17 protein-coding genes are annotated in these 18821 nt (G+C 60.0%); 7 read left to right on the top strand and 10 right to left on the bottom strand.

The window, feature by feature from the left end:
- The first annotated feature begins 49 nt into the window (after positions 1 to 49).
- A complete protein-coding gene (locus tag FHR70_RS17015; protein WP_183452311.1) occupies positions 50 to 820 on the top strand; it encodes a helix-turn-helix domain-containing protein in 771 nt (256 codons plus the stop codon).
- Between the two features lie 55 nt (positions 821 to 875).
- On the opposite strand, the gene FHR70_RS17010 is transcribed toward FHR70_RS17015, so the two are convergent.
- From FHR70_RS17010 to FHR70_RS16980, 7 genes are all read right to left on the bottom strand, one after another.
- Positions 876 to 1634 carry a class I SAM-dependent methyltransferase gene (locus FHR70_RS17010; RefSeq protein ID WP_183452309.1) on the bottom strand — a complete coding sequence of 253 codons (759 nt, stop codon included), beginning with the start codon at positions 1632 to 1634 and terminating at the stop codon, positions 876 to 878.
- The gene (locus FHR70_RS17005; protein WP_183452307.1) at positions 1631 to 2173 is read right to left on the bottom strand and encodes a GNAT family N-acetyltransferase; all 543 of its coding nucleotides are present in this window, start codon (positions 2171 to 2173) and stop codon (positions 1631 to 1633) included. Before FHR70_RS17005 ends, FHR70_RS17010 begins: the two co-directional genes overlap by 4 nt.
- Before the next feature lie 70 nt (positions 2174 to 2243).
- Positions 2244 to 2810 (bottom strand): TetR/AcrR family transcriptional regulator, encoded by a 567-nt coding sequence (locus FHR70_RS17000; protein WP_210277665.1) that lies wholly within the window; start codon positions 2808 to 2810, stop codon positions 2244 to 2246.
- A 16-nt stretch (positions 2811 to 2826) separates the two neighbouring features.
- Entirely contained in the window at positions 2827 to 3630 is an 804-nt protein-coding gene (locus FHR70_RS16995; protein ID WP_183452303.1) for an alpha/beta fold hydrolase, read from the bottom strand.
- A 1335-nt stretch (positions 3631 to 4965) separates the two neighbouring features.
- The gene (locus tag FHR70_RS16990) at positions 4966 to 6177 is read right to left on the bottom strand and encodes a porin (protein WP_183452301.1); all 1212 of its coding nucleotides are present in this window, start codon (positions 6175 to 6177) and stop codon (positions 4966 to 4968) included.
- Positions 6178 to 7202: 1025 nt separating this feature from the next.
- Entirely contained in the window at positions 7203 to 7637 is a 435-nt protein-coding gene (locus FHR70_RS16985) for an RbsD/FucU family protein (protein WP_183452299.1), read from the bottom strand.
- 149 nt (positions 7638 to 7786) lie between these two features.
- Positions 7787 to 8764, bottom strand: coding sequence for an aldo/keto reductase (locus tag FHR70_RS16980; protein WP_183452297.1), 978 nt, complete (start codon positions 8762 to 8764; stop codon positions 7787 to 7789).
- Positions 8765 to 9246: 482 nt separating this feature from the next.
- Between FHR70_RS16980 and FHR70_RS16975 the strand changes: the two genes are divergently transcribed.
- The 4 genes from FHR70_RS16975 (at position 9247) to FHR70_RS16960 (ending at position 13803) form a co-directional block, all read left to right on the top strand.
- Positions 9247 to 10791, top strand: coding sequence for a sugar ABC transporter ATP-binding protein (locus tag FHR70_RS16975; protein WP_183452295.1), 1545 nt, complete (start codon positions 9247 to 9249; stop codon positions 10789 to 10791).
- Positions 10788 to 11792, top strand: a complete 1005-nt coding sequence (locus FHR70_RS16970; RefSeq protein ID WP_183452293.1) for an ABC transporter permease — start codon at positions 10788 to 10790, stop codon at positions 11790 to 11792. The genes FHR70_RS16975 and FHR70_RS16970 overlap by 4 nt, the downstream gene beginning before the upstream one ends.
- Before the next feature lie 116 nt (positions 11793 to 11908).
- The gene (locus FHR70_RS16965) at positions 11909 to 12850 is read left to right on the top strand and encodes an ABC transporter substrate-binding protein (RefSeq protein WP_183452291.1); all 942 of its coding nucleotides are present in this window, start codon (positions 11909 to 11911) and stop codon (positions 12848 to 12850) included.
- A 119-nt stretch (positions 12851 to 12969) separates the two neighbouring features.
- Entirely contained in the window at positions 12970 to 13803 is an 834-nt protein-coding gene (locus tag FHR70_RS16960; RefSeq protein WP_210277664.1) for an amidohydrolase family protein, read from the top strand.
- An 87-nt stretch (positions 13804 to 13890) separates the two neighbouring features.
- On the opposite strand, the gene FHR70_RS16955 is transcribed toward FHR70_RS16960, so the two are convergent.
- From FHR70_RS16955 to FHR70_RS16945, 3 genes are all read right to left on the bottom strand, one after another.
- Positions 13891 to 15186, bottom strand: a complete 1296-nt coding sequence (locus FHR70_RS16955; RefSeq protein ID WP_183452289.1) for a TRAP transporter large permease — start codon at positions 15184 to 15186, stop codon at positions 13891 to 13893.
- A complete protein-coding gene (locus tag FHR70_RS16950) occupies positions 15183 to 15686 on the bottom strand; it encodes a TRAP transporter small permease (protein WP_183452287.1) in 504 nt (167 codons plus the stop codon). The genes FHR70_RS16955 and FHR70_RS16950 overlap by 4 nt, the downstream gene beginning before the upstream one ends.
- A 137-nt stretch (positions 15687 to 15823) precedes the next feature.
- The gene (locus FHR70_RS16945) at positions 15824 to 16825 is read right to left on the bottom strand and encodes a sialic acid TRAP transporter substrate-binding protein SiaP (RefSeq protein WP_183452285.1); all 1002 of its coding nucleotides are present in this window, start codon (positions 16823 to 16825) and stop codon (positions 15824 to 15826) included.
- Between the two features lie 110 nt (positions 16826 to 16935).
- Between FHR70_RS16945 and FHR70_RS16940 the strand changes: the two genes are divergently transcribed.
- Both FHR70_RS16940 and FHR70_RS16935 read left to right on the top strand, forming a co-directional pair.
- Positions 16936 to 17892, top strand: coding sequence for a dihydrodipicolinate synthase family protein (locus tag FHR70_RS16940; protein ID WP_246408237.1), 957 nt, complete (start codon positions 16936 to 16938; stop codon positions 17890 to 17892).
- 16 nt (positions 17893 to 17908) lie between these two features.
- Positions 17909 to 18580 (top strand): GntR family transcriptional regulator, encoded by a 672-nt coding sequence (locus FHR70_RS16935; protein ID WP_183452283.1) that lies wholly within the window; start codon positions 17909 to 17911, stop codon positions 18578 to 18580.
- Positions 18581 to 18821: the final 241 nt, after the last annotated feature.

Below are 18821 nucleotides of genomic sequence, written 5' to 3'. Positions count from 1 at the left end.
CCGAATCGCGTGTGGTAGCGCTCGGAGACGAAGGGGTTTGCAGAAGCAGATGAGGAATGTGGTTCGCGGGCGGATCGTGCTCTGGGACGGAGGTGGCCTCTGGACGTTCGACGTGCCGCCCGCGCCCGAAGGTCAGCCGTCAACCCGTCTTCACGCCCATCACGCCATCCAGATCACCCTCTCAGCCGGCGGCCGCTTTGCCATTCGGACCGAGGACGGGCGCACGGATGGGCCTGCCGTTATCATCGGGTCGAATGTGCCCCACGCCTTTGAGCCGGAGGGCAAGGTCGCCCTGCTCTTCGTGGAGCCCGAAAGCCGTGCGGGGCAGGCTCTGACGGGCCGGTTCGCAGGCGCGCCGGTAACCAGGCGTGAGGCCCCATGCCTTGGGGACGCACAGGACAGGCTGGCTTCCCTCTGGACGGAGCCGCGGCCGGACAATGAAATCGTCGAAACGCTCGGCCGGCAAATCGTGGAGAGCATCGTCGGCGAGAGCTTGCCGCCGAGCACCCTCGATCCGCGGATTGCGCGCACCCTCGACTGGCTTACGCCGCGCATCGGCGAGGGTGTCGGGCTTGCGGAAGCCTCGGCCATCGCCTGTCTCTCGGACAGCCGCTTCAGCCATCTCTTTGCCGCCGAGGTCGGCCTGCCCTTCCGGAGCTATCTGCTCTGGCGGCGGCTCATGCTCGCGGTCGAGCGGATCTCCGCCGGGTCGTCCCTGACGGCGGCCGCGCACGACGCCGGGTTCGCCGACTCGGCCCACTTCAGCCGCACGTTCCACCGGATGTTCGGCGTTCCGGCGGCATCACTGCAATTGATCTAGTGGCTTCACAAGTGGCAGAGGCACCGGCGGTGTCGGCTCAGGAGATTGGGTGGGGTCAGGTTCTCCTTGCCTCGAAGGTGATCATCCAATCCTCACGGGTGGGCGCGCGGCCGTACTCATGGCTCCCCGAGATGACGATGTCGCCGAACCCGGCGGCCTTGAGGGCCAATTCGAACTCGTTGAGTCCCCACCAGCGCAGGGTGAACAATTCGAGCTGGGTCTCGATCAGGCGCGTGTCGCGCCAGCGCTCGTAGCGCAGATGCGATACCTTGCGCTGCGCGATGTGGTCGATGTCGACCTGCTGAGCCTGCAGGGTGACCAGGTCGCCGTCTTCCGTCGGCCAACTCCGGACCCTGACCTGATTGGCGAAGAAGTCGCTGATGGGATCGAGGTCCACAATCAGCCGGCCACCGGGCATAAGGTGGTCATGGAAGCGCCCCAACACCGCGAGCGCTTCGTCGAAGTCACCGATGAGCTGGAACGATCCGAACGGAACGATGATGGCCTCGAACCTGTCAGCGTAGGCGAAGTCCTGGAATCGCATTCTTTCCAAACGAGGGGAAAACCCTCTCTCCGAGCAATGGGCGCGGCAGCGTTCGAGCATCTCCTCGGAGGCATCGAAGCCCTCGACTTGGAGGCCGGCCTGCAGCAACGGGATCAGGAACCGTCCGTTGCCGACGCCAGGCTCCAGAACGGGGCCGCGACAATCCGCCAGGCGGCTACGGTAGAATTCGATCTCCCGGCCGAAGGTGCGCCCCACGGGCTTGTCGAGATCGTACACGAGAGCGGCCAGGCTGCCGTAGCGGTTGTTCATTGTGCCCCCTTAATTCTGGTCGGCTCCGAAGCTGAGGTTGGAAGATCGAGTTTGAAGAGCCAGTACCTGGCGCCCACACGCCGCTCCAGTTCGCGCACGACCGCAAACCCCATGCGCTCGTACATGGCGCGGGCAGTGTCCATCAATTCGCTCGTGTGCAGCCCGAAGGTTGCGGCGCCATCGGCTTCAGCCCTGCGCAGACATTCCTTCATCAGATCCCTGCCGAGCCCTCGTCCCCGCATGGCTTGGCTGACGCCGAGAAGGCGGATGGAGGCCCACTCGCGCGGGAACAGCACGCCGTCGGATCGCCCTGGCGGGTAGTACATGACGAAGCCGCCGACAGCGCCACCCATCTCCGCGACCAGGGGCAGGCCACCTCCCGGGCTCATGATGGCGCGGCGCAGATTGTCCTGCATCGTTGCCCAGTTCCCGACCGACAGCCGGGTGCTGAACTCGGAATAGGCATCGACGACGAAATGCGCGAGGTCCGGCAGTTCGCGCGGCGTCGCGGGCCTGATCGTGGTCGGAAGGACAGGCATGATTGAACTCTGGATACGGTTTGGCTTGGGCGTCACAGGGGCGCAAAAGCGCACTGCACTCCGGAACAGGTCATGGTGAGGGGCTTCCGCTGCTTGGGCTCTGGAGGCCGGCGATGAATGCGCGCAGAAGCCGCCTGAAGGATTCATCCAGGTCCAGCGGAAGGCCAAAGGCTCCTGCGGCCTCCAGCGAGACGAACCCGTGGACGAGGGCCCGCACGCCCCGCGTCGCATGCAGGACGTCGTCGCCCTTGAGGCCGTAGCCTGCGAGCACGGTGACGACGACGGCGACGATCTCGTTGCCCGCCGCGGCGTGTTCGGCATCGTCCGGGGCCGGAGCCCGCAGAGACGCGGTGTAGAGGCCTGGGTGCTCCCGGGCGAACTCCCGGAAGGCGGCGGCGATGGCGATGAGCGCGTCGTCCCGGGCCAGCCCGACAGCCGCCCGGGTGATGCGGGCGTAGGCCTCCCGCAGCCCGCGCAGGGTCAGCGCGCGGCGGACCCCCTCCAGCCCGTCAAGATGGTTGTAGAGCGAGGGCGGCTTCACGTTCAGGCATTTCGCCAGGCTCGCGAGAGTAACGGCCTCCAGTCCCTCGCGGTCAGCCAGTTCCGTTGCCGCGTCGATTACGGTTTGGGTGTCCAATCCGGCTCGGGGCATCTCACGCACCCTCCCGCGCACCAAGAAAACGCAGGAGTGCCGGTGCGACGTCGTCCGGAGCCTCGACATGCGGGTAGTGGCCAGTGCCCGGCACCATGTGAACGGCGCCGCGCAGGAGGCGCGCAACCGTCTCGGCCTCGGCCCGAGGATCGGCGAAATCCGGATCGGCCTCGCCTATGACCACCAGCGTTGGAGCCTGCACCTCCGCCAGCCTGGCCTCGACGTCGCTCTTGCTCGCGAAGATCATGCCCCTTACCGCGTCGAGCCGGCCGGGCTCCCTCAGGTTGGAGACCAGCGCATCCCGGTAGGCGTCGAAGTCCGCCGGCTTCCTGGCGTGGAATGACGCGTACGCAAGGCCCCAGGCGCGTGGCGCCCAGGGACCGGCAAAGCCGACCCGCATCATCAGTTGCTGCAGCGCTGCCCTGAAAGCCGAGGCGGGCGGCACATCGCGAACGAAGGGACCGATCAGGGAAAGGCTGCCGACGCGGTCTGGCTCCTCCGCGGCCGCCCAGGCGACAGCTGCCGCTCCCATTGAGGTGCCGACGAGATGGGCCGGCCCGGCATCGAGGTGGCGCACCAGCGCGACCACATCGCTGCCGAGGGCCGCCGAGGTGTAGTCGGGCCAGCCGACGCTGGACTGTCCGTGCCCGCGCAGATCGAGCGTCACGACGCGGTAGCCGGCAGTCACGAGCTTCGGTGCCAAGTAGCGGTATTCGGTCCGCAGATCTCCAAGTCCGGGCACCATGACAACCAACGGTCCCTGGCCGACATCATCATAGGCCAGCCGGCCGTCGGCGCGTTGCAAGAAGTGTGTCTCCGACCCAGCGTTGAGGCTGCGACTGCGGTCCTGAGGGGACGCGGCGGCGGGTTGCATGAGGACGACTGCACCTGCGGCAGCAACTGTCACCCCAATGGCGTTATGTCGAAGACGCATCTGCAAACCTTTGCTATCACCATTCGCGCTAAAACTAATATCATTAGTTTTGCGTTCTGGCAATATCCCGCTCTGACGCCGGTCGCGTCAGCGGGCTCCTGTCGATGGCAAACCCAGTGGGATCCCTGAGCGTGCGCCCCAAGTTCACGTGGACCTCTGACGTCCCTCGGTCTCGCGCAGCAGCCCAGCGGGACGGGTTGAGGGCCAGCGGCGGCCGGGCCGGACGCGATGCAGCGAGGGGATGATTGGTGCCTCCGGAGTACCGCTAATAGAGAGAAATCTGATACCCAATGCTTGTTGTCCCTGCCCCCGCACGGGTGCTACACAGGCGGGGCAACGGCAACCACGAAGCCCTTGAAATCACAGGGTTTTGGGTGGCAAAAGTGGAGTCTCCCCCTCTCCGCCATTCAACCCGTTGATCTATAGCGATCTCTGAGGTTCAGGCCGAGGGCCGCCAGAGCGTCCGAACCAGCCCAAAAGAACAAATCCGCCACCCTTCGCTCTTGAAGGGGTAGCGACCGAACTCCTGGAGTCAGGGAACCTGACCGCACCCTGTGCTCCCCCGCCAAGTTGCAGGCAAGTACCGACGCGATGGCTTCGGCCTGCCGACCGCAGACCTCAACGCATGGCGTGTAACGGATAGTCGCGACAGTCACTGACCAGTCGCACCGGCCCGGCCGCTGACGCTTCACCTTCGTCCGATGCCAACCAATTCGACGGCCGAGCACCGGGCGATCATCGACCCCATTCGATCTGACAATGCCCCCGCTGCCGGAGAAGCCGCCCGCGCCCATCCTGGACCGCTAAGGCCCCGCGATGCTGGCTCTTAAGCGACTTGGTCTATGGCGCGTCCTACGGGCCTTCTGGAGTGCCGGAAGATCGTAACAGGTCGTGACGGCGAGATGCAGGGTCGGACCGACGTTCCTCTCAGGCGAATCGGGCTCTCCGGACCATTCGCGGTGACGATTCACGGTTTGAGCTATTGGCCAACCGCTCCGGCTGGAATGATGCCCAGTCAGGAGCAGTGCGTCGCCGTTCGCGATCTCGGCACCAGCCGCCAAACGCCTACTGAGGCATCTTATTGCCGCGGCCTCCTTGATCCCTGTCACGATGACAACTCTGATGATCGATGCCCATGGTCTTGATCGCAAAAAGAAAAACCCCGGTGTTGCCACCGGGGTTTTCCTGTCCAATCAGACGAGCCGATTAGAAGTCGCGCTGGATGCGGAAGCGAGCTTCCCAGCGATCGTCGTCGATGCCGGCGGTGATACCGTCGACGTCGAGGTTCGCGTAGAGAGCCTCAACACCGATGTTCAGACCCGAAACCGGGGTCCAGAAGGTGTTGACGCCAACGCGCCACTCGGTGAAGTCGGCGAGGCCGATCGGAGCGTCGTCGAACTCAACGCTGGCGTACGAACCGTGCACGGCCGAACGGATGGTGGGCGTCCAGTAGTGACGCAGACCACCGGCGACCTGCCAGCCGCTTGCCGTCTCGACGCTGCCGTCAGCGCCGATGTAGGCGTCGAAGATCGAGGCGGAAGCGTCGCTCGTGTTGGTCACGTTGCCCGAGAAGCCGAGGTAGCCCATGGCACCGTCAGCATAGGCGGCAGCAAGCCAGAGGGCGTCGCCAGCACCGAGCATCGGCAGGTTGAAGCCGATCTGCGTGCCGATGGCCCAGCCGAGCTCGCTGTCATACACGGGGTCAATGCTGCGGGCCTGGTGCAGAGCACCGGAGACCTGCACCGAACCCCACGTGCCGGCGTACTTCACGTTACCGACGAGGTCGGGGTAACGCTGGCCGCCCTGACCGAAGAGAGTGGCGTTGTTGACGACCGTGCTGGCGCCGTCTTCGAGCGACAGGGTGGCCGAGAAGCCGTTGCCGAACGAGAAGGTGTAGGCGAGCAGGTTCACGTCCGGATAGTCGTAGAAACGGAGCGTGGTGATGTTCTCGGACGGCAGGTCGCCGTTGGCGAAGAACGAGGTCGTGCGACCGGCGGTCAGACCGCCGAACTGGATGTAGGCCTGGGCCATGTTCGGCGAAGTGGCAGCCCCGATGCCGGCGCCAGAAGCGTACACGCCGGTGTTGCGGTCCATCTCCATGCGGATGTAGGCGCGGAGCAGGCCGTAGGCGGTTGCCGTACGGGCGTCGAGAGCGACGCGGCCACGAGCGCGGAAGCCGATGGCGTTGCTGGCGCGGGTCACCGGCTCGAGGTACTGATACTCAGCGCGGACGCGGCCGGAGACGCGCAGGCAGGTTTCAGTGCCGGGGATGTAGAAGAAGCCTGCGCCGTAGGTGGAGCAGACGCGAACGTATTCGACAGCAGCGGCCTTCTTCGCGGGAAGATCGGCAGCTTGAGCCCCGGCGACAGCCGCGAGACCCGCGACCGATCCGAGGAAGAGGCTCTTAACGAGCTTCATGGTTAAACCTCCAAAGTTTCGAGACCCTGGGGGGCCGGGTTTTTGTGCCTCGGTGACTTCATCGAAGCCCTAAACACGTCCCTTTTCCCCTAGTACCCGGCGGCTCGCCTTCTCGGTCGAACCCACCAGGATCACGACTGGGGTGCCCCCGTCGCTGCAGCCACATTACCCAGCACGAGTTCGTGATCAAGCGAATGGACGCGCTTTCGTCCTGACTCATGTCGGATCTTTGACATACTGTGGCCAAATTCCAACACTCGCAGGGACTGCCGATGCCAAATGTTAGGTTTTCGTTAATAAATCAGAGGGTTGTGACGCGAATGAGAGGCTGAATGCTGCCGCGCAAAAAGGGGTCATGGACTTATCAATGCGGCACAACATACGCGCCGGGGCCGCGTCTAAGATCATAGCCGATGCCTATGCCTCAAGGGAAAAGTTACCTTATCTCAGAGACTTACGACAACCTATGACTACATCCAATGGCTGAGTGTAGAGCCATGGACGGGAATCCCAGTTAATAAGAGGCCTTAGGCGAAGTCGATGAACCTAAGGCCCCAGTGTTCATGCTGCGGAACCTAATGCCCAAAAGTAGGGAATCAGGTGGCGGAGCTCCAGGATGCGGTTCGCATCATGATCGTTCGCACCTTCGCAGCGGCATCCATCAGCAACGGCCAAGGATCGCCCTGGACGATCAGGCAAGACGCGCCAAAAGTGTTGAGCCTCTGGTCCAAAAGCACCTCTCCTCCTTGTTCAACCTGAACATTGGGGGATGCGCCCTCCTTTTGCTCCATTCTATAGATCGAGTTGGAGAAGAGCTTTAGGAGCGTAAATCGCGCCCTCTCAAGGAGAGCCGGCCATGAAGCTGCTCCCGCCGCCCAGACCGCTATCGCGATAACTTGCTCAGGTATAGTCCCCCCGATCCGCGTCAGCGCTCTACCGACGTAAGGCAGAAGGGTTCGATTCCGAAGCTAGATCAGCGAGATAAGTGATAACAGGCAACTCAAAGGGCTTTCCCGCGCTCGTTATCATTCGCTGCGGACAACACCTTTTTTCAAGATGACATTGCCGTAAAGCCTGCTCTCTCCTGTCGAAACGATAGCATAGGCGGCTTTGGCTCGCTCGTAGAAGGCAAAGCGCTCAAGAGACCCAAGGCGCAACTTCGAGCCCTCGTGGCGGGCGATGATGGTGCGGAACTCCTCGAAGATCGGCTGTTCCGCCCGAGGGTCGCTCACGACTTCCATGCGCCATGCTGCCTCCGGCACGAAATCATCGAGAGGCATCACTGACAGGATGGCATTGATCACGGCTGTCACCGATACCCCGTCAAGCCTTACGAGACGCTGAGCCATGGCAGCGGCCGGAAAGTTGCCGTCGACGACGGCGATTTCGTCGCCATGCCCCATTGAGCGCAGCACCATCAGCAAATCTGGAGATAGGAGAGGATCGATATTCTTCAGCATGATCGGATGAACCTAAGTAATGGCCGAAAGGAAGCCCTAAGTGTTTTCTCGCGGGTGATGCGGCACTCCGTAATGCCGGGCCGTTATCAAGATGATCACCGTGTTGAGGGTATTCGTAGCAGCGAAGGATCGGATGGAGCGACCATGGTCTACCCTGGATTGTACTGGCGGCTCGCCTCGGGATCATCGAGCGAGTAAGAAAGAGATGCCAGTTCATCCCAGACAGCCTGTGGAACCGGCCAACGCGCCCATTCGAGTGTCTGGGCAACCCGCTCCGGCTTGCTGACCCCGCAGATCGTCGAGGTGACCCGCTCGTCCCGCATCGAGAACTGCAGCGCCACGGCGCCCGGTGGAACACCGTGCTTTGAGCAGATGGCCTCGATCCGGCGGATCGGGTCCAGCACGTCGTCCGAGGCCTCCTGATAGACGTAGCGCCGGTACGAGTCAGAGCCCTTCGCCAAAACACCGCCTGCATAAGGCGCTGCGTTGAGAACGGCTATGCCCTTCGAATGCGCGTAGCTGATCATGGCCTCTGCATTGCGGTTGGCTAAAGTAAAGCGATTATGCGTGATCATCGCGTCGAAGTTCCAATCACGCAGAAGCGGCATCATGACATCGACCGGCCCTGCGGCAAGGCCGACCGCTTTCACAAGCCCCTCCTCCCTCATCCTGAACAACTCAGGAAGGGCTCCCTGCGCACCGGTGGCCACATCCAGCGAGTCAGCATGCTCCGGATCATGAAGATGAAGGAGATCGAGGCGGTCGAGGCCGAGTGCCCGGAGGCTCTCCTCGAGAGATCGCCGCGCCTGAGAGGCATCGAAGCGGTTGGTTTGCGGATCGCGATCGAGCTTGGTCGAGAGGACAAAACCTTCTGGCAATCCCCCGCGCTCACGGATGACGTCACCAATCCGTTCCTCGCTGCGCCCGAGGCCGTAGATGCGGGACGTATCGAGGAAATTTACCGGACCCGAGAAGATAGCACGTACGGTTTCCCGAGCTCGATCCTCGCTCACGTCATAGCCGTAGGTTCCAGGCATATCTCCCAAAGAGGATGTGCCGAAGCAGATCTTGGATACTGAGAGATCCGTGCGTCCGAGGGTGGTCTTCTCAATCGGGTCGGTGGACATCTGACAACTCCATTCACGTCCCCCGACAGTTTCGATCCGGATCCGGCGAGGAATAGGTTCAAGCCTATGGCGCCACCTCCAGGCAGGCAAGCGATGAGACGTCTGGAGCACCGCTTAGAGAGGGATAAACTCTGTTACACTGTTTATATCTGACCAGTGCGCCAGACGACATTTTCAGTTGCCTGCCTCTGATGATCATGAATATCATCCTTGCAAGAAAAGCCTTCGAGCTTTCAACCGGATCCGAAACCCGAAGGAGCCGCGCAGAATAGCTCCAGGGAACGGACATTACAGGGGCGCCGGGAGGATCAGATGCAGGTGCAGGACGAGGTCCTGTTGGCGTCCGCCGCGATTTGGGACCTGGATTGCCCAACGGCTTTCAACCGCACAGGCATTGCCGATCCTCATGCGGCCTCAGTTCTTTGTATGATCTCCCGGCCGAAAATCCGTGAGCTGCCGCGCGGGCAAATGGGGCGTTGCTCATGACGCCGCTTGTCACGATCAGGGATCTCGACAAGTCATTTCCCGGCGTGAAGGCTCTCAAGAAAGCGCATTTCGAACTTCTTCCAGGGGAGGTCCACGCCCTCATGGGAGAGAACGGCGCCGGCAAGTCGACCTTGATGAAGGTGCTCGCCGGGATCTATCAAAAAGATGCAGGCGACATTCTCATCGACGGCAAGTCCATCGATATTGCATCGCCACGAGTCGCGCAGGATCTCGGGATCAGCATCATCCATCAGGAACTGAACCTGATGAATGATCTCACGGCCGCACAGAACATCTTCATCGGCCGCGAGCCCAAGCGGGCCATGGGGCTTCTGCTCGACGAGGAGGCGCTGAACCAGGCTGCCGCCGATATTTTCGCGCGCATGCATCTGGTGCTGGACCCTCGCGCCGAGGTGGGCGAGCTCACGGTCGCCAAGCAGCAGATGGTCGAGATCGCCAAGGCCCTGTCCTTCAGGTCCAAGGTCTTGATCATGGACGAGCCCACGGCCGCCCTGAACAACGCGGAGATTGCGGAGCTGTTCAGCATCATCCGGCAGCTCAGAGCCGAGGGCGTCGGCATTGTCTACATTTCCCACAAGATGGACGAGCTGAAGGAAATCTCGGATCGTGTGACGGTCATGCGCGACGGAGAGTATGTGGGCACGGTTCCAACGGCGTCCACGACCGTCGATACGATCATCTCGATGATGGTCGGGCGCAGCCTGACCGAGACGAAAACGGATGTTCCCGACTTGTCGAGCCACGATGTGGTGCTCGAGGTCCGCAATTTGCGGCGAAGCAACGCGATTCAGGATGTCAGCTTCAAGCTGCGAAAGGGTGAGATTCTCGGCTTCGCCGGCTTGATGGGAGCTGGCCGAACGGAAGTGGCGAGGGCAATCTTCGGAGCCGATCCGCTCGACGGGGGGGACATCATCGTCAGGGGCCAGCTGGCGACGATCCGCTCGCCGAAAGATGCCGTGCGGCTTGGCATCGGCTACCTTTCTGAAGACCGGAAGCGCTTCGGACTGGCAACCAGCATGGATGTGGCTGCGAATATCGTCATGCCATGCCTGAGCAAGTTTCTCTCCTTGAACATGATCCTCAAGGCGCGGGCGATCCGCGAGACAGCGCGCTCCTACATCAAGCAGCTTCGGATCAAGACGCCTTCGGACGCCCAGGAGGTCCGTTTCCTCTCAGGCGGCAACCAGCAGAAGATCGTGATTGCGAAATGGCTCGCACGGGACTGCGAGATCCTGTTCTTCGACGAGCCGACCCGTGGCATCGATGTCGGCGCGAAGAACGAGATCTACAAACTCCTGAACACTCTTGCCGCTCAGGGCCGGGCCATCGTGATGATATCATCCGAACTGCCCGAGATCCTGCGCATGAGCCACCGGATCGCCGTGATGTGCGAGGGGCGGCTCACAGGTGAGCTTCCCGCCGAGGGAGCGACTCAGGAAGACATCATGCGTTTGGCAACACAGCGGCATAGCCTGACGACCGATAGCTCGAACCTGGCGCTTGAGGGATCACCCACATGACAACCATCGTAGAAAAGGACACGCAGTCCATCGTCAGGTCTACCGTGCTGAGTCAGGGGGCTTGGCAGAAGATCCTTGCCTTCGCAAGCCTGATTGCTCTGATGGCCGTTTTCAGCGTTGCGTCGGAAAATTTCCTGCAGAGCGATAACCTGATTGGCATCCTCCAGGCAACTGCCGTGAATGGGGTTCTCGCGGTGGCTGCGACCTTCGTCATTATCACGGGCGGAATCGATCTGTCTGTCGGCACCTTGATGACGTTCTGTGCCGTCATCGCAGGCGTATTCCTGACCTATTGGGGCCTTCCCATGCCCGTAGGCATCGTGGCGGCCATCGCTGCAGGCGCCCTCTGCGGTTCGGTCTCCGGCACTCTCATCGCCAAGATGAAGATCCCTCCCTTCATCGCGACCCTCGGCATGATGATGCTGCTGAAGGGTTTGGCCCTCGTGATCTCAGGAACCAGGCCGATCTACTTCAACGATACCCCGAACTTTTCCATGATCTCGCAGGAGTCCTTGATTGGAGCTATCCTGCCCTTCCTGCCGATTCCCAACGGCGTCCTGATCCTGTTCGTCGTTGCAATCGTCTCCAGCCTGGTCCTCACGCGCACGGCGTTCGGCCGCTATACCTTCGCCCTTGGATCCAACGAGGAGGCGGTACGACTCTCAGGTGTGAATACCGACTTCTGGAAGATCATGGTCTACACCGTTTCGGGCGGGATCTGCGGCATTGCCGGTCTCATCATCGCCTCGCGGCTGAACTCCGCCCAGCCTGCTCTCGGTCAAGGATATGAGCTCGATGCCATTGCGGCCGTGGTTATCGGTGGCACCTCCTTAAGCGGTGGGCGCGGCACCATTCTCGGTACGATCATCGGCGCATTGATCATCAGCGTGCTCACGAACGGTCTGCGCATTCTCTCGGTCGCCCAGGAATGGCAGACAGTCGTCACGGGAATCATCATCATTCTCGCTGTTTATGCCGACATCCTGCGCCGCAGGAGCTAACTCATCCTCACCTCTGGCGATCATGAAGGAGCAACCGCAACAGCAAACACCCATTCAGTACAATCCCCGACCCCGGACAAACGGGACCGACAACGAACGACATCCAGGAGGAACAGATGTGGAGCAGACGCAATCTGATCGGAGCCATCGGCATCGGAGCGCTCATCGGCTTTTCGGGTCCCGCCGCGGCCCAGGATATCTATATTCCCCTCGTCTCAAAAGGCTTCCAGCATCAGTTCTGGCAAGCGGTCAAGGCTGGAGCCGAGCAGGCTGCCAAAGAGCATAACGTGCGCATCACATTCGAAGGCCCGGACAGCGAGACCATGGTCGATAAGCAGATCGACATGCTCTCGGCTGCTCTCGCCAAGAACCCGAAGGCGATCGGCTTTGCGGCACTGGACAGCCAGGCAGCCATCCCGCTCCTGCGCAAGGCTCAATCCGCCAAGATCCCGGTTGTGGCGTTCGACTCTGGAGTCGACAGCGACATCCCGGTAACGACAGCGACCACGAACAATCTTGCGGCCGCAGCCCTGGCTGCCGACAAGATGGCTGAGCTGATCGGTGGGGAAGGCGATATCGCTCTCGTGGTGCATGACCAGACCAGCCGCACGGGCATCGACCGGCGCGATGGGTTCGTGAACCGAGTCAAGGAAAAGTACCCCAAGATCAAGATCGTGAGCGTTCAGTACGGCTCCGGCGATCATCTCAAATCGACGGAGATCACGAAGTCGATCCTCCAGGCGAACCCGCGCCTCAAAGGCATCTTCGGTGCCAATGAGGGCTCGGCCATCGGCGTGGTCAACGGCGCCAAGGAGATGAACCGCAAGATCGTCATCATCGGCTACGATTCCGGTAAGCAGCAGAAGCAGGCAATCCAGGATGGTCTCATGGCCGGAGCCATCACCCAGAACCCGGTCGGTATCGGCTACAAGACAGTTGAAGCTGCCGTGAAGGCTCTCAAAGGTGAAAAACTCGAAAAGGTGATCGACACCGGCTTCTTCTATTACGACAAATCTAATATGAGCGATCCAAAGATTGCAGCCGTTCTCTACGACTGAGCGCAGTTCTCGGGAGAGGGATCATTCCCTCTCCCTTGCTCTGCTGTAAAGCGATTCAGTCCTCAGTCGCCGGAATAGAGAATTCATATCTAAGAGTCAGCTCTTCGGAGGTCACACGTTTGACGATCCCGCGCATTGATTCTCACATGCATGTCTGGCGATTGTCGCGGGGCGACTACGGCTGGCTCACTCCTGACCTTGCCCCGATCTATCGCGATTTCACCATTGAAGATGTGCGATCATCCTGGGAACAGGCCGGCATCGATTACGCGATTCTTGTTCAGGCTGCGCCAACCTTGGAAGAGACCCGGTATCTTCTATCGGTTGCGGAGAGCGAACCAAAGGTCAAAGGAGTGGTCGGCTGGATCGACATGATGGCTCCTCATGCCATTGATGAACTGGAGCGACTAGCCTCCAGCAAGCTGCTCCGGGGCATCCGCCCCATGCTGCAGGACATTCCTGACGATGACTGGATGCTGAAAGCGGACTTGGCTCCCGTTTATCGGGCTCTCGTCGATCTTGGCCTCCGCTTCGACGCTCTTGTTCTTCCACGGCATCTTCCCAATCTTCTGCGGCTGATCGAACGGTACCCGGACATCAAAGTCGTCATCGACCATGGTGCTAAGCCGCCGATCGGAGGTGACTTAAGCTCCTGGCACAGGGATCTGGCACAATTGGCTGCTATTTCTCATGTGCACTGCAAGTTCTCAGGTCTAGTAACCGAGTGCAGAGAACGAACCTCGAAGGCTGCCCTTGAACCTGTCTGCCAGTCTCTTCTCGCTCTGTTTGGGCCAGAGCGCCTGATTTTCGGCAGCGATTGGCCGGTTTGCACCTTGCGCAGCACATACGTGCAATGGTGGCAGTGGGCGCAGGAACTCACCGCTCATTTGCCTCAGGATCAGAAGAACGCCCTGTTCGGAGGCACGGCTCAACACTTTTATGGATTATCCTGACGCCCGGAGCTTCAGGGATAACCAAAGAAGGTCAGAAGCGGAAAATCTCGCTTGTAGGACGTTTCAACGCAAAGGCTATCCTCGCGTCTAGCCTTTGTAGCCGAAATACCGCGGCAACCAGAGAACGACCTCCGGCACGAAGATCATCAGCAGCAGAGCTGCGATCAAGATCCCGATAAAAGCCCAGATCTCGCGGATGATATCCCGCAGCGGAATGCCTGTAAGTCCGCTCATGACGAACAGCAGCACGCCGTATGGAGGTGTGATGAGTCCAATCATGATGTTGACGACGATGACAACACCGAAATGGACGAGGTCGATACCAAGCGCCCTGGCCGCTGGCAGGAACAGCGGCACGATGACGAGCAGCAGTGTCGTGGCATCAAACAGGCAACCGAGTGCGAGGAACAGAAGGTTGACGAGCAACAGGAAGACAAGGGGAGAGACATTGAGGCCATCGAGGAGACGACCGACCTGCTCGGGGAGACGTTCCGAAGCCACTATATAGTTAAAAATCAAGGCCCCGGCGATGAGAAGAGCCACCACGCTGGTCGCCTTGCTCGACTCCACCAGAACCTTGAAACCTTCCTTCCACGAGAGCTCACGATAGAAGAACACGGCGAGCGCAAGTGCATAGGCTGCCGCAATCGCAGCCGCTTCCGTCGGCGTTGTCGCCCCACCATAGATACAGTAGAGCAGGATTACTGGCATGAGGAGCGCTGGAAACGCCCGATATGTCGTTCGTGGGAGCTCGCTCAGCGGGATCCCCTCCCCTCGGGGAAAGTTCCGCTTTCTGGCGACAAAACCCACAAGGCCCATCTGAGCCAACCCCATGATCAATCCAGGAATGACCCCGCCGAGAAACAGATACCCGACTGAGGTGTCAGACACGACCGCATAGATCACCATCGGGATCGATGGCGGAATAATCGGCCCGATAGTGGCCGAGGACGCGGCAACGGAGGCGGCGAATCCTGGCGGAATGCGTCCTTGCTTGATCATCATCTGCGTCACGAGCTTGCCGGGACCGGCCGCGTCGGCGATCGCCGAGCCAGACATGCCTGAAAAGATGATGCTGACCAGAATGTCGACTTGGGCGAGGCCACCCCGGAAGCGGCCCACAAGCGCCTGACAGAACATGAAGAGGCGATCGGATACTCCACTGGCGTTCATGATGTTGGCCGCCAAGATGAAGAGTGGGACCGCCAACAGCACAAATGAATCGTAAAGGCCATTGAGGATCTGTTCGCCAAACAGCCCAACATCGCGACCAGAGGCGATGAGGTACCCAATGGATGCCACGAACATTGCGAAGGCAACAGGCATCCCTAACAGGGCGAGGCCGAAGAAGGCCACGAGCGTGAGGATGAAGACAGCGCTCATGGTTCAAAGTCTCCGCTTGTCCGAAGTTCGTCCCGCCACGAGCGACTGAGAAGGCGCCAGACACGCAACAGAGCACTAACCGCCACTGCGATCACAAAGACGACAAAGATTGAATACAGGATATCGAACCGAAGCCCAATGACAGGACTCTTCTCGATCTTCATGAAAGTCACATAATCGATCGTCGCCGGGAGAGCTGCGATGAATGCAATGCCGATCAGCGCAGTTAAAACAAAGGCGAACACCCGCCGCCCTGCAAGGGGAAGAGCCAGGAAAAACATATCGAAAGTGATATGCTCCCGCTCCCGCAGCAAGAATGCCGCGCACCAGAACACGATCCAGATGTAAACGATCAGCACGAACTCCTGCGTCCAGGCCACTGGATCATTCAAGATGTAACGAGTGAAAACCTGGAGAAGGAACGCTCCGAACATCGCCATGAATAGAATGGCGGCGACCAGTTCAGCGAAGTAGCGCAGGCGGGAACGGAGGGCTTGCATGGGAGCTCACGGAAAGATGCTTGAGCGCGACTGGCCTTCGGCTGCCGCACTCACGGGAGCGATCGGATCGTTTTGGGCGGCTGCTTCGGAGGCTGCGGGGCCTCCGAAGCATCGTAGGCACGGTCGGGACGATCCGCTTACTTGATCGCGTTGACCCGATCGACCATTCCCTTCGGCCAAGCCTTCGACAGCTCGGATTCGAGATATGTCTTTTGCACCTGGGCGCGGAAAGCCTCGACATCGGGCTTGTAGACCTTCAAGCCCTGCGATTTGAAGAAGTCAGCCAGCTCCGTCTCTTCCTTGATCCGGTTCTCGTTGTTGAATCGAACGGCTGCCTTGGCGGCATTGGTCACAGCGGCCTTCTGCTTCTCATCGAGTTTCTTCCAAGTGGAGCCCGCCATCGACAAGAAGATGGCATCCACCAGATGATCCGTGAGTACAACCTGCTTTGTGACTTCATAGAACTTTGCCGCGCGAACGGTGGGGAGCGGATTGTCCTGGCCGTCGATCGCGCCAGTCTGCAGCGCCGTGTAGATCTCACCAAATGCAACCGGCAGCGGGTTGGCGCCGAGGGCCTTGCCGAGGAACAGCCAGGTGTCAGACCCGGGCATACGCAGCTTCACCCCTGCGAGATCGGCTGGAGTCTTGACCTCCTTTTCCGTCCTCAGGTTCAGCTGACGTGTTCCCAAATAGCCGACATCGAGAATCTTGATCCCCATCTTATCCTCGACGAGGCGGTACATCTCCTGGCCGACATCGCTCCCGAACACCTTCCTCTGATGATCGGGATCCCGCAGCAGGTAGCCGGCCGTGAAGATAGACCATTCCGGGATCTGCTTGGAGATGTCGAATGCCGAGATCATCGCCATCTCAAGGTTTCCACGCTGCATGGCTGCGGGCTCGGTGCCTTGCTTGAACAAGGTGCCGTTCAGGTGGATTTCCACATCGAACTGGCCAGGAGCGGTCTTCTCCAGTTCCTGCTTGAACACCGGGAGCATCTTGGCATGCCAGTCGGCCTCTACGGCAGGCGTCGAGATGCGAAGCTTGATCGGATCGGCGGCTTGGGCCGGGGCTAAAGCTGCGATGGCGGCGGTCGCGACTGTTCCAATGAACAGGCGGCGCGAGAGCGAAGCGAACATTGTTGTCCTCCCAAAGGTCATGACGGCTTCAGGGTGTTATCGGACTCACCCTTGTTTTCACATCCTGCACCGGCAATCCCACGCTTGTAAATATCTGACATCATACTAACATGTCAGAAATCAACGCAATGCTCCAGGAAACACTCGTCACCTGGATCAGAACAGGGATTATTGATGTGACTGTGTCTGCCGGCTGCTTCGGCCTCTCCGCCGCGATGACCACGCCTTTCCGCTCAAACGAGGCAGTTGACCTGTCCCGAATGGCGGAGCACGCGAAGTGGTGCCTTTCCAATGGATGCGCCAGCGTCACGGTCTTTGGCACGACAGGTGAAGGCGCCTCAATCGGGATATCAGGCAGAGAGCAGGTGTTGGGAGCACTCGCCGGCGCGGGAATTGCTGGTGAAAGTGTGGTATATTGCGTTGCAGCATCATCGGTGCACGAGGCCCTTGCGCAGGGTCGCATGGCGCTGGACTTCGGCTGCCGTGGTCTCCTGTTGACACCGCCCTTCTATTTCAAGGGCGTTTCGGATGAAGGGCTCTTCTCCTGGTTTTCATCCGTTCTGGAAAAGATGGGATCGGTTGCACGCGGGGTCATTCTCTACAACATCCCGTCAGTCACCCAGATCTCACTGTCCATTGAACTGATCGACCGGCTCAAGAAGCAGTTCCCCGGCATCATCACGGGTGTGAAGGATTCCTCAGGTGACTGGGAGTACACGCAGCGCCTCCTCGACAGACACCAAGATCTCGCGATCCTGATTGGAGACGAGCGCTACCTGGCAGAGGGCGTGCGAAGAGGCGGGCAAGGAGCCATCTCCGGCCTCGCTAATGTTTGTCCTGACTTTCTCCGACCGCTGGCGATGAACGGGCAAGGAGATGAACGAATTAGCAGGCTTGTCGACGAAGTATTGAAATATCCAGTTACACCCGCGGTGAAAGCGCTCGTCGCTCACCGAACGGGAGATGCAGCGTGGTTGAACGTCAGATCCCCATTCCTCCGGATATCGGCAGCAGACGCCGATCGTCTCGGCTCGATTTTTGATCATCTCTTCGCGGAACGAAAGTGAGCCTAGCGAGGCAAAGATGGGCGAGGTCGATTCAGGTGGAACTGGTCACAAGCTTCGGGAGAAGGCTTATGACCGATTTACGCACCATCTCCTGGCGAGAGACATCCGCCCCGGGCAATTCATCTCGCAGCGCCAGCTCGTTGAGCTGACGGGCCTAACCCTTGGGGCCATTCGGGAACTCATACCTAGACTTGAATCGGAAGGTCTCATCAAGACGGTCCCGCAGCGGGGCATGCAGGTTGCTCATGTGGACTTAAACTTGATTCGGGACGCGTTTCAGTTCCGGCTTTTTATGGAGAGTGCAGCGGTTGCAATCTTTACCGCCGAAGCAACAGCCTCGGCGCTCGCTCAGCTGAGGTATGAGCATGAGAGCATCCTGGCAGACTCTCGCGAAGGCGTCACGGCAGACCTCGTAGCACGAGCTCAAGCCGTCGACTGGAACCTGCACTGGACCATCATCGCCTCTCTCGGCAACGCCATCATAGCCGATGCCTACCGGGTGAACTCCATTAAGGTGCGTCTCATCCGGCAGGAGCAAACACTTCTGTCCGAGGCTCTGGTCACGCCTGTCATGCAGGAGCACTTGGCAATCATAGACGCAATAGAAACGCGCGATCCGCTGCGAGCTGTTGCAGCCATGGAAGCTCATATCAACAGCGCGCGAAACAGAGCTCTTGGTCTTCGTTGAGCAGGCTTATTGAGCCGCTCCTAACCTTAGACATGACGCTTTGCTCTAATGTAGCAGCGACAGACAGTGCTCCATTCGCGGCGACTTGAACTGAGGTTCAGGGAAGTTGCGATTGCTCCAGCCTAAACCGACTTCTGAAGAATAAAATTCAACTATAAGCTTTTCAGATCAGTTACTTACTCATCCGTCAGCTCCTCTTCTATTAGGCGCTGCTTCGACGTGACACGCCACGAGCGTCTGC

Source organism: Microvirga lupini, from assembly GCF_014191055.1.
GTDB classification, from domain to species: domain Bacteria; phylum Pseudomonadota; class Alphaproteobacteria; order Rhizobiales; family Beijerinckiaceae; genus Microvirga; species Microvirga lupini_A.
The sequence above is the reverse complement of the archived record's forward strand: the minus strand, read 5'-3'. Positions and strand labels throughout refer to the sequence as shown.